Source organism: Microbacterium sp. Kw_RZR3 (assembly GCF_029222405.1).
Classification (GTDB): Bacteria; Actinomycetota; Actinomycetes; order Actinomycetales; family Microbacteriaceae; genus Microbacterium.
In genome coordinates, this window is the sequence record NZ_JARHXC010000016.1 from 1 (window position 1) to 10,781 (window position 10,781).

The following is a 10,781-nucleotide window of genomic DNA, read 5'->3' on the forward strand; positions in this document are numbered from 1 at the left end:
ACCGGCGTGTCGACCCCAAACTCCGCGCGACGGCACAGGATGCCCCGGGCCGGCGCCCCGGGGAACGTCAGCCCGCGTCGCCGAGGTTGTCGGAGAGGATCTCGAGCACGCGGGAGCGGGCGAGGGCGGAGTCGTCGGCGCGAGCCGCGGCCACGGCGTCGACGAAGGCCTCGGCGAACACCGCGTGGGCGATGCGGGAGGTGTGCTCGAGCTCGTCGCGGAAGGATCCTCCCGAGGCGAGCACGAGCGAGAGGTCGGCGCGCTCCGTCAACGGCGAGGCCGAGAACGACGTCAGGGCGATCACCCGCGCCCCCGCGGCGCGCGCGGCGGACGCCGCCCGCAGGCTCGCCTCGTTCGCCCCCGAGCCGCTGAGCACGATGCAGACATCCGCCGCGGCGAGGTGCCGGGCGGCGATCTGCTGACCGATCGGGTCGCCCAGGGTCTCGGCCGGACGCCCCACCGCGGTCAGGCGCATCGCCAGATCGGTCGCGACCGGCGCCGACAGCCCGCTCGCGACGACGAGCAGACGGCGGGCGCCCACGACCGCGTCCACGGCCTCGGAGACGGCGTCGGCCTCGAGCAGACTCGTCACCGCGCGCAGATCGTCGGCGATGCGGTCGATCGCGGAACGGATGCCGCCGAGCGCCCCGTCCTGCGCGCTCGGGGCCACGGTTCGGCTGCCCCGCTCGGCGGCGAGCGCCACGCGCAGCTGCGGGTACCCGCGGTACCCGAAGGTCTGGCACGCGCGGACGACCGTGGAGCGGCCCACCCCCACGCGGTCGGCGATCTGCTGCGCGGTGAGCTCGATGACGGCATCCGGCTCGTCGACGATGAGATCGGCGACCCGGCGTTCGCTCGGCTGCAGGGAGTTGCGGACCGCGGCGATGCGCGCGGTCACGGGCACCTCAGCGGACACGGGGACCCTCCATGATGCGGCGGCGGATGCGGCCCGACACGGCGTCGATCGCGACGGTGACGACGACCACGACGATCAGGAGCATCCCCACCGTCGACCACTCACGGTACTGGGTGTACGAGGTGAGCATGTCGCCGATGCCTCCCACGCCGATGAGACCGAGGACGGCCGAGGCGCGCACGTTGATCTCGAAGCGGTAGAGCCAGAACGAGAAGAACGTCGGCGCCGCCTGCGGCCAGACGCCCCAGCGCAGCACCTGCGTGGTCGATCCGCCCGCGGCCCGGGCCGCTTCGATGGGACCGGGGGCGACGTTCTCGACCGCCTCGTAACCCCACTTGCCGAGCGTGCCCACGCCCCCGACGGCGAGGGCGAGCGCGCCGGTGAGCGGGGTGAGACCGGTGACCGAGAGGATGATGATCGCGAAGACGAGCTCGGGCACGGCCCGCACGAGCGAGAAGACGAAACGCAGGGCGATGCGCACGGGCGCCGGTCCGAAGCCGCGCGCCGCGACGAGCGAGAGCGGCGTGGCGATCAGGATGCCGAGCACCGTGCCGATCCACGCCATCTCGACGCTGCGCCACGTCTGCCAGAGCGCCTCGGGCAGCTTCGCCCAGTTCGGCGAGAGGAACATCAGGCCGAGGTAGCGCGCGATCTCGGCCGGGAGCTCGCCGAGGCGCGACCAGGTGATGTCGGCGGACCAGAACGCGGCGATCACGATCACGCTGACGACGACCCACGACGCCGTCCCCCAGGGCCGACGACGGCGGGTCGGCACGGCGGGCGCTGCGACCGGAGGCGGGGCGAGGACGGTCATACGAGCCTCCGACGGATCGCGTCGCTGACGGTGTCGAGCACCACGACGATCACGAGGATCTCGAGGATGACGAGCGACAGCTGGTCGTAGCGGTAGTAGGTGCGGACGGCGTCGATGAGCAGACCGATACCGCCCGCGCCGACAAGGCCCAGCACGGTGGACGCGCGGACGTTCAGTTCGAAGACGTACAGCGTCTGCGAGACGAACGTCGGCCAGGTGTCGGGCAGCGCGATCGTGCGGTTGATCTGCGCCTGGGTTCCGCCGGCGGCGCGCCCGGCCTCGAGGGGTCCCGCGTCGGTGGCGTCGATCGACTCGGACACGAGCTTGACGACGATGCCGACGTTGAACAGGACGAGAGCCAGGATGCCGGGAAGTGCGCCGACCCCGACCATGGCGACGAGTACCGCCGCGTACACGAGCTCGGGCACCGCGCGGATGACGTTCAGGATGCCGCGCACGAGCGCGCGCGTCGGGGTGAACGGGTTGGTGGGCCGAGCCGCCCAGAAGCTCACCGGCAGCGAGATCGCCGCCCCCACGGCCGTGCCGATGACGGCCATCTGCAGCGTCTCGAGGATCGGCCCGACCGTGCGCGGGAAGAACGTCCAGTCCGGGGTGAGCAGCTCGACGATACGGAGCGCACCCTGCTGCCAGTTGCGCGCAATCGCCGCGACGTCGAGGCCGACGCCGACTCCCGGCAGGCACATCACCACCGTGACCGCGACGATCACGAGCGCGGCGGTCCACGGCATCCATCGTCCGCGCGGACGAGGAGGAACGGTGAGCGAGGTCATCGCTCGAGCCTGTCGGCGGCGGTCACGGAGCGACCGTAGATCTCGGCGAAGTCGGCGTCGGTGGCGGATGCCGCGGGCCCGTCGTAGACGATCTCTCCCGCACGCATGCCGATCATGCGCGTGCCGTACTCGCGGGCGAGATCGAGGAGGTGCAGGTTCACGAGCACCGTGATGCCGAGGTCTTCGTTGATGCGGCGCAGGTCGTTCATCACGCCGCGGGCCGTGGGCGGATCGAGGCTCGCGACGGGTTCGTCGGCGAGCACGATCCGCGGCTGCTGCGTGAGCGCGCGGGCGATCGCGACGCGCTGCTGCTGGCCGCCGGAGAGGGCCGAGGCGCGGTCCCAGACCTTGGGCAGCATCCCGACGCGGTCGAGCGCCTCGAACGCGAGCTGCCGGTCCTCGGGCCGGTACGCCCCGAGAAGGGTGCGCCACAGCGGGGTGTGCGCGAGGCGTCCGACGAGCACGTTGTTCAGCACGCTCGTGCGCCCCGCGAGGTTGAAGCTCTGGAACACCATGCCGATGTGTCCGCGCGTCTCGCGCAGGCGCCGCCCGGACGCGCCGTCGATGCGGCGCCCGCCGACCTCGACCGTGCCCGAGGTCGCCGGCACGAGGCCGTTGATCGTGCGGATGAGCGTCGACTTGCCCGAGCCCGAGAGCCCCACGACGGCGACCAGGTCGCCCGGGGCGATGTCGACGCTGACGTCGCGCAGCCCCATCGTGCCGTTGGGGTAGCGCACCGAGACACCGTCGAGACGGATGCCCCAGGGCGCCGAGGCCTGCGCCTCGACGCCCCGGGTCACGGAACCGGTGGTCACTGGAGTCCGAGCTCCTGCGCGGCACGGGCGACGACGTCGAGCGAGGACGGGTCGGCCGGGGCGAGCTTCGTGATCGAGTAGACGGCCTTGAGCGCGGCGGACCCCTCGTCGGTGGTCGAGTACTCCTCGAGCGCCGTCGAGATCTTCTTCTGCAGCTCGGGCGAGAGGTCCTTCGACACGGCGACGCCGTCGTTGGGAATCTCGTTGGTCAGGCCGAAGACGACGACCTTCTGGCCCACGTCGGGCTTGTCCTTCTGCACGAGCGTGCGCGCGTCCCAGAAGCTGAAGCCGACCTCGGCGTCGCCGTTGTACACCGCGAGCACGGACGCGTCGTTGGCGGTGACGGGCACCTTCTGGAAGCCGCTGTCGATGTCGACGCCGGCCTCCTTCAGCGCGAGCATGGGGTAGATGTAGCCGGCGGGCGAGCCGGGACCGAGCACGGCGACCTTGGCACCGGCGATCTTGGTGATCGAGTCGAGCCCGGCCGGGCCCTTCAGCGCGTCGGCGCCGTTGCAGAAGCTCATGCCGTCGCGTTCGACGACGGGCGTCGAGCAGTACTTGTCGGGGTTGTTCGTCATGAACTGGCCCGGGTAGGTGATGTTGCCGTTGCGCTCGGTCTGGAGGACGACCGAGGCACCGTATCGGTCGTTTGCCTGCCAGAGCTGCAGCGACGGCAGGAAGCCGATCTGGGCCTGCCCCGCACCCATGGCCTCGACGGCGGCCTGGTAGTCCTTCGACACCACACCGGTGACCGGGATGCCGAGCTTCTCGGTGAGCATGTCGGTGAGGGGCTTCGCGGTGTCGACGAGGTTCGCCTGGTCCTGGGAGGGAACGAGGGCGAGCACGAGCGAGCTCGGGTCGGCGGCGGGCCCGGACGCGGCGCCCGCGGTGCCGGAGCAGCCCGCGAGGGCGACGGAAGCGAGGGCCACCGAGGCGAGGGCGGTGGCGAATCGGATGCGACGAGTGTTCATGATTCCTTCTGCGGGTCGGGTGGAGATCAGGCGGAGAACGGAAGACGGGCGTTCGCGACCCACTGGGCGAGCGCCGACAGGAGCTCGTCGAGGGTGTCGGCGCGGTAGGTGGGGTGGGCGGCGGGGTCGGGGTAGCCGCCGACGAGGGCGGTCGCGTGGCCGCGGGCGTACGCGGGCGCGAGGTCGTTGCGCCAGACATCGCCGATCGTGAGCACGGGGGTGCCCTCCTCGAGGCTGTCGAGCAGGGCCTCGAGCCCCGCGGGCTTGGCCGCGTCGGTGACGATGCGGTCGAACAGTCCCGCGAGGCCGAGCGAGGCGAGAGCCTCGTCGAGCCGGGTCGCCGGCGCGTTCGTGACGAGGAGGCGCTCGGCATCCGTGGTCCGGAGGAACTCCGCGAGGCCGACGGCGACAGCGACGGGCGCGTCGGGGGTGCCGAGCTGAACGCGACTGGCGGTGTAGGCGGCGGCGAGCGCGTCGTCGCCGATCCCCTCGGCCTCGGCGACGCGGCGGACGACGTCGTAGCCGTCGATCGCGTCGCCCGAGGGCTCCGCGAGGCGAGCGGCCACGGCGGAGACGAGGGCGTCGGCGGATGCCGCGTGCGCAGCGACCGCGCGGGCGTAGGCCAAGAGGGGGCCGTCGCCGAGGGCGACGGTACCGTCGAAGTCGAAGATGAGGACGGGGCGAGGCAAGGAAGCTCCTGTCGTGGACGTTGCGTCCATGATGCGCCGCAGATGTGGACGGAATGTCCACGTCAGATGAACGCCGTGTAAACGATGCGCGGGAGCGTCGTAGCGTGGAGCGGTGCAGACCCTCGACGCCGCCGCGCACCTCGCCGTCTCGGACCCCGCGTCCGCGATCGACTCCCTCCCCTGGCTCGCCCGTGCCCTCGCCGACGATCGCGCCGCCGGGTGCTTCGCCGCGTGGGGACGTTCGACGGTGATCGATGAGAACGTCGGGGCTGCCGTGGTCCCCCGCGGGGTCTTCGACGAACTGCACGAGCGGGCGGGACTCGCGGCGGAGTGGCCGATCGGCAACGCCGGGGTGCTGCACGTCTACGGCTATCTGCTGTCGACGACGCCCACCCCGTACGGCTTGAAGCGCGACCGGTGGCTGTCGGGCGAACTGGAGCGAGCGTGCCGGCTCGAGACCGGGGCGCTGCTGCCCTGGGCGCCGCCGAAGACGCTACTGTCACGCGCGACCGCGGCGGCCTCGACCCTGCTGGCCCGCGCCGACGCCGTGACCGAGGAGTTCGGGGGCCGCACCGCGCGCATCGCGCTCGGCGCCCCGCTGCCCGACGGCTCCGCGGCTCTGGCGTACGCCGTCGACGGGCGGATCGTCACGATGTTCCCGGTGGCCGATCCCGGCGGCGTGCGGGCCGGCCTGGGCGCCCCGCGGCTGAGGTGGAACGCTGTCTGACCCGCCGCGCGGGACCGTCACGCGGAGATCCCCGCCGACACGCCGGGCCACGGCATCCCGAACCGGCGTGTCACCCACGAACTCCGCCCGACGGCACAGCCACCCGACGCCCCGGCCGCCGCGAGCCGGACGACCCGCCACGACGGCACACCCGCCGACGGACCGGCGCCGACGTCAGCAGCCGCAGCTCTCCCGCACCAGCACCCGGGGCTCGAACACGACGTCGAACGGGCCGCCCGCGGGCGGAGCTCCGGCCGCGCCCGCGAGGATCCGCGCGGCGGCTCGCCCCATGGCCTCCATCGGCTGGCGGACGGTCGTCAACGGCGGGCTGGTCAGGCGCGAGCCGAGCGTGCCGTCGAAGCCCGTGACGATCACGTCGTCGGGCACACGCACCCCCTCGGCCGCGAGCACGTCGAGCAGCGTGAACGCGTTCTGGTCCGTCGCGCAGACGAAGGCCTGCGGCATCCGCCCGCCCGCGATCAGCGCCCGCACCTGGGGCACGAGGTCGTCCTCGCCGCGGACGGTCGCGTCGACGATCTCGGGACGGCTCCGGATGCCACGGGCCTCGAGTTCCTCGATCATCGCGTCGCGTCTCTCGACGGCATCCGTCGCTTCCAGGCGCCCCACGAACGCGAGGTCGGTCGCGGCGTGCTCATCGACGAGGTGGGCGACGAGCGCGCGCATCCCGCGGGCGTTGTCGACGCGGACCCGGTGGTGCGCGTCGTCCGCCGGCGCGGCGCTGAACAGCACGACGGGGATGCTCAGGGAGTGCCGAGCGAGGGTCGGCGCGGTCTGCGGCGAGGGGAAGATCGCCAGCCCATCGACGCGCCCGACGGTGTCGGCGACCGAGACGTCGGCATCCGATCCGCTGCTCAGCATGACCGGGCGCCCGAGCGCCCAGCACTCCAGCTCGAAGCCGCGCTGCACCTCGTCGACGTACAGCGGGAAGGCACGCGGGTCGGACAGCACGTCGTCGTCGGTCTGATCCCAGGGGATCACTCCCCCGGTGTCGAGCGGCGGGGACGGCATGCCGCTCAGCGGTTGCGCGAGCGGGTCGGCGCGCTCGAGCAGCAGGTCGAAGGCGTGCAGGCCGAGCGTGCCGGTCCGGCCCCGCGCGAGCCCCCGCGCAGCGCCGCTGGGGGCGTACCCCAAGCGGCGCGCCGCGGCGAGGACCCGCTCGCGGGTGGCGTCGCTGAGTTTGTCGGGGCGCCGGAACGCGAACGACACCGACGCGATCGAGACGTTCGCCTCGTTCGCGACGTCGTACACGGTCGGTCGTCGCGTCGTCTGCCCCTCCGCCATGAGCCGCCCTTACCCCCTCTGCCCCGCGGTCGCCGGCTCCTCCAGCTCGAGCCCGTGGTGCACGGGGAAGACGGGGTCGCCGGTGTCCGACGGTACATCCTCGCGCGAGGAACGCACGGCATCCATCGACCGGGGGATCTCGATCGGCAGGCGCCCGCGCGGGGGCACGCGGCCGGTGAGGGCGTCGAGCACGGCCTTCGCCGAGCTGCCGTAGTCGGCGACGATCGCCGCGGCATGCCCCACGAAGGGGGTGAGGATCGCGGGCCGGTCGAGATTCACGACCAGCACGAGAGGACAGGATGCCGCGATCTGCTGCAGCCGGTACACGAGGCCCGGCGCGAACTCGAGGGAGCCCTGGTGGAACCACGCCTCGAGGAAGAGGTCGTCGCGCGGCTCGAACGGCGCGCCGATGCGGACGAGCGCGAGATCGGCCTCGGCGGGGTCGGTGACGACGCTGCCCAGCTCGGCGACGTCGCCGGCACGGAAGCCCTCGACATACACCGTCTTGACGGGACGCAGGGGCAGCACGCCCCCCTCGTTCACCAGCACGGTGAGCGAGCGCGCCTGCGCCCGCTCCCCCAGCGCCCGGAACTCGGCGTTGCCGACGATCCGCTCGGCCTCGTCGACGTCGACGTACGGGTCGTCGAACAGCCCGAGCTGGAACTTCACCCGCAGGAGGCGCCGCGCCGACGCGTCGATGCGCTCCTCGGACACCCGGCCCGAGCGGACGAGGTCGACGAGCATCTCGACGCACTCCTCCCCGCCGAATTGGTCGCTCCCGGCATCCAGGATCTTCTCCATGCGCTCCACCGCGGAGAGATGCTCGACTCCCCAGGCACGGGCGGGGAGAACCTGGTCGCCGACGTGGTTGTCATTCACGAGCTCCCAGTCGGTGACGACGACGCCGTCGTATCCGAGCTGTTCGCGGAGCAGCCCCGTGATGATCTGACGGTTGTACCCGAAGCCGACCTCTTCGATCGGCTGACCGTCGACCTCGAGGCCGACCGGCATGCCGTAGTACGGCATCATGCCCGCGGTGCCGCGACGGATCGCCTCACGGAACGGCTCGAGGTGGTAGTCGAACATGCCGCCGGGGTACACCTGCTCGCGGCCGTAGGGGAAGTGCGCGTCCTCGCCGTCCAGCTGCGGCCCGCCGCCCGGGAAGTGCTTGGTCGTGCAGGCCACGCTCTCGGGTCCGAGCTCGTCGCCCTGGAAACCCTGCAGGTAGGCCGCGGTGAACTCGGTCACGCGGGCGGCATCCTGACCCAGGGTCTGCGCCTGCCGACCCCACCGGGGTTCGGTCGCCAGGTCGATCTGCGGGTGGAGCGCCGCGCGGATGCCGACGGCGACGTACTCGCGCCGCGCGACTTCGGCGAACTCGCGCACGGTCTCGACGTCGTCGAGGGCGGCGAGCCCCAGCCCCTCGGGCCACTGCGAGAAGGGACCGGCCGAAAAGGCCACGCCCGTGTTCTCGACGAAGGCGTGCCGCGGATCGGTGCTGATCGTGACCGGGATGCCGTGCGGCGTCGTCTCGGCGAGAGCCTGGAGGTTGTTGTTCCAGGTCGCCGCCTGCCGGGCGGTGCGGATCGCGTGCACGTTGAAGTGGTTCATCCGCTTGTTCACGACGACCGTGGTGGTGGGCGACTTCGAGATCTTGCCCGGGGCCTCGAGCACCTCGCCGTCGTCGCCGACCTCGATCACGGTCTGGAACATCAGCCCGACCTTCTCTTCGAGGCTCAGGCGCGCGAGCAGGTCTTCGGTGCGCTCCTCGACGCTGAGCGTCGGGTTCTCGTACGGGTCCATCACGCCGTTGCCGTTCAGGTCGCGGAAGCGCGTGCCATCGGGCGCGGTGAGGAAGCGGGCGGAGGTCATGCGGGGGATCCTTTCGGGGCCGCCGGTGCGCGGACCGGCGGGAGCTCAGGGGCGGGAGAGTGGGGCGGGCTCGCGGGCCCGCCCCACGCCTCACTTCAGGCCGGTCGAGGCGATGCCCTGGATGAAGTAGCGCTGCAGGAAGACGAACAGCAGGATGATCGGCGCGATCACGAGCACGGAACCCGCCAGCAGGAGGCCGTAGTTCGTGGCGCTCTGCCCGGTCGAGTACAGCGACAGCGCGACGGGAAGGGTGTACTTCGCCTCGGTCTGCGCCGCCACGAGCGGCCAGAGGAAGTTGTTCCACGAGGCGAGGAAGGTCAGGATGCCGAGCGTCGCCAGCGGCGGCCCGCACAGCGGCATGACGATCCGGGCGAAGATCCGCAGCTCGCCCGCACCGTCGATGCGCGCGGCCTCGAGCAGCGGATCCGGGATGCCGAGCATGAACTGCCGCATCAGGAAGACGCCGAGCGGGGTCGTGACGAACGGCAGGATCAGTGCGGCGTAGCTGTCGACGAGGCCGAGCGACGACACCATCACGAACAGCGGGACGAAGGTGACGACGCCCGGGACCATCAGGGTCACCATGACGACGAGGAACAGCGCCTTCTTGCCGGGGAAGTCCATCTTCGCCAGCGCGTACCCGACCATCGAGCAGAAGACGAGGTTGCCGGCGACGGTGAACAGCGCCACCACGATGCTGTTGCCGAAGAACTGGCCGAAGTTCAGCTGGCCGAACCAGGCGCCGAAGTTCTCCCACGTGAACTCCTGCGGCCACCACGTGGGCGGGCGCTGCAGGATCTCGCGTTGCGTCTTGACCGAGCCCAGCAGCATCCAGGCGAAGGGCAGGATCCACACGATCAAGCCGACGACGAGTACGCCGTAGGTGAGCGCGCGACCGGGGGTGACGCGGTTCTCGGAGCGGCGGCGGCGCTGCGGCTCGACGGTTTCGGCGACCACGGCCGGAGCCGCGGGGGACGTGAGTGTCATGGCATCCTCCCTCAATCCTTGGAGCGCAGCACGCGGAACTGCACCAGGCTGAGCAGCGCGATCGCCAGGAACAGCAGGTAGCTCGCGGCCGAGGCCGTGCCGTACTGCCCGAAGCCGAACTGCTTGAACGTGTAATAGGCCACCGAGAGGGTGGAGTTGAGCGGACCGCCCTGGGTCATCACGAACGCCTCCTCGAAGAACTGCAGGAAGCCGACGGAGATGAGAACGGCACCCAGCAGCAGCGTCGGGCGCAGGAGCGGGAGGGTGATCGAGGTCAGACGACGCCACGACGAGGCGCCGTCCATGAGGGCGGCCTCCTTCACATCGGTCGGGATCGCCTGGAGCCCGGCGAGGAAGATCACCATCAGCGTGCCGACGTTGCGCCAGACCGCCATCGCGATGAGCGAGGGAAGCGCGGTGCGGGTGTCGTTGAGCCAGTCCGGACCCTGGATGCCGATGATCGCGAGCGCCGAGTTGAGCAGGCCCTCGGGTTGCAGGATGTAGCGCCAGACGACCGCCACCGCGACGATGCTCGTCACGACGGGGGCGTAGAAGCCGACGCGCAGGATCGAGACGAAGCGCCCCTTGCTGGCGTTCAGCGCGAGCGCAAGGGCCAGCGCGACCGCCATGGTGACCGGGATGCCGACGACGACGAACGTCGCGGTCACGCCCAGCGAGGTGAGGAACACCGGGTCGCCGAGCACCGAGAGGTACTGCTCGAGTCCGACGAAGTTGACCGCGAACGGCGAGCGGATGTCGCGCGCCGTGAAGTCGGTGAACGACATCGCGAACGAGCCCACGATCGGCACGACCATGAAGACCGCGAAGACCGCGACGAACGGCAGGGCGAAGCCCCACGCGACCCATCCCTGGCGCCGACGGCGGCTCGACGCCCCG

The 10,781-nt window shown here is 71.6% G+C and carries 11 protein-coding genes; 1 reads left to right on the forward strand and 10 read right to left on the reverse strand.

Annotated features, from left to right (window positions below):
• Window positions 1–67: 67 nt before the first annotated feature.
• The 6 genes from P2P98_RS00425 to P2P98_RS00450 are packed head-to-tail and all read right to left on the reverse strand — an operon-like array spanning window position 68 to window position 4,996.
• Window positions 68–916 (reverse strand): MurR/RpiR family transcriptional regulator, encoded by an 849-nt coding sequence (locus P2P98_RS00425; protein WP_275796119.1) that lies wholly within the window; start codon window positions 914–916, stop codon window positions 68–70.
• Window positions 906–1,730 (reverse strand): phosphonate ABC transporter, permease protein PhnE, encoded by an 825-nt coding sequence (phnE, locus tag P2P98_RS00430; protein WP_275796121.1) that lies wholly within the window; start codon window positions 1,728–1,730, stop codon window positions 906–908. Before phnE (P2P98_RS00430) ends, P2P98_RS00425 begins: the two co-directional genes overlap by 11 nt.
• On the reverse strand, window positions 1,727–2,521 hold the full coding sequence (gene phnE, locus P2P98_RS00435) for a phosphonate ABC transporter, permease protein PhnE (RefSeq protein WP_275796123.1): 795 nt from the start codon (window positions 2,519–2,521) through the stop codon (window positions 1,727–1,729). The genes phnE (P2P98_RS00430) and phnE (P2P98_RS00435) overlap by 4 nt, the downstream gene beginning before the upstream one ends.
• Window positions 2,518–3,336: a phosphonate ABC transporter ATP-binding protein gene (gene phnC / locus P2P98_RS00440; protein ID WP_275796125.1), complete on the reverse strand. Its 819-nt coding sequence runs from the start codon at window positions 3,334–3,336 to the stop codon at window positions 2,518–2,520. The genes phnE (P2P98_RS00435) and phnC overlap by 4 nt, the downstream gene beginning before the upstream one ends.
• The gene (phnD, locus tag P2P98_RS00445; RefSeq protein WP_275796127.1) at window positions 3,333–4,307 is read right to left on the reverse strand and encodes a phosphate/phosphite/phosphonate ABC transporter substrate-binding protein; all 975 of its coding nucleotides are present in this window, start codon (window positions 4,305–4,307) and stop codon (window positions 3,333–3,335) included. The genes phnC and phnD overlap by 4 nt, the downstream gene beginning before the upstream one ends.
• A 26-nt stretch (window positions 4,308–4,333) precedes the next feature.
• On the reverse strand, window positions 4,334–4,996 hold the full coding sequence (locus P2P98_RS00450) for a hydrolase (protein ID WP_275796129.1): 663 nt from the start codon (window positions 4,994–4,996) through the stop codon (window positions 4,334–4,336).
• Between the two features lie 112 nt (window positions 4,997–5,108).
• Between P2P98_RS00450 and P2P98_RS00455 the strand changes: the two genes are divergently transcribed.
• A complete protein-coding gene (locus P2P98_RS00455; RefSeq protein ID WP_275796131.1) occupies window positions 5,109–5,723 on the forward strand; it encodes an amino acid deaminase in 615 nt (204 codons plus the stop codon).
• A 174-nt stretch (window positions 5,724–5,897) separates the two neighbouring features.
• Here the strand turns inward: P2P98_RS00455 and P2P98_RS00460 are convergent, their stop codons facing one another.
• From P2P98_RS00460 to P2P98_RS00475, 4 genes are all read right to left on the reverse strand, one after another.
• Window positions 5,898–7,025, reverse strand: coding sequence for a LacI family DNA-binding transcriptional regulator (locus P2P98_RS00460; protein ID WP_275796133.1), 1,128 nt, complete (start codon window positions 7,023–7,025; stop codon window positions 5,898–5,900).
• 9 nt (window positions 7,026–7,034) lie between these two features.
• Window positions 7,035–8,897, reverse strand: coding sequence for a glycoside hydrolase family 3 N-terminal domain-containing protein (locus P2P98_RS00465; protein WP_275796135.1), 1,863 nt, complete (start codon window positions 8,895–8,897; stop codon window positions 7,035–7,037).
• Window positions 8,898–8,987: 90 nt separating this feature from the next.
• Window positions 8,988–9,884 (reverse strand): carbohydrate ABC transporter permease, encoded by an 897-nt coding sequence (locus tag P2P98_RS00470; RefSeq protein ID WP_058626998.1) that lies wholly within the window; start codon window positions 9,882–9,884, stop codon window positions 8,988–8,990.
• An 11-nt stretch (window positions 9,885–9,895) separates the two neighbouring features.
• Window positions 9,896–10,781, reverse strand: an 886-nt coding sequence (locus P2P98_RS00475) for a sugar ABC transporter permease (protein WP_275796139.1), incomplete at its 5' end; no start/stop codon positions are given.

What these genes read in the sequence shown, in the direction of transcription:
- phnE (WP_275796121.1), bottom strand. Translation starts at nt 1,730, where the DNA reads ATGACCGTCCTCGCCCCGCCTCCGGTCGCAGCGCCCGCCGTGCCGACC.
- phnE (WP_275796123.1), bottom strand. Translation starts at nt 2,521, where the DNA reads ATGACCTCGCTCACCGTTCCTCCTCGTCCGCGCGGACGATGGATGCCG.
- phnD (WP_275796127.1), bottom strand. Translation starts at nt 4,307, where the DNA reads ATGAACACTCGTCGCATCCGATTCGCCACCGCCCTCGCCTCGGTGGCC.
- P2P98_RS00460 (WP_275796133.1), bottom strand. Translation starts at nt 7,025, where the DNA reads ATGGCGGAGGGGCAGACGACGCGACGACCGACCGTGTACGACGTCGCG.
- P2P98_RS00465 (WP_275796135.1), bottom strand. Translation starts at nt 8,897, where the DNA reads ATGACCTCCGCCCGCTTCCTCACCGCGCCCGATGGCACGCGCTTCCGC.
- P2P98_RS00470 (WP_058626998.1), bottom strand. Translation starts at nt 9,884, where the DNA reads ATGACACTCACGTCCCCCGCGGCTCCGGCCGTGGTCGCCGAAACCGTC.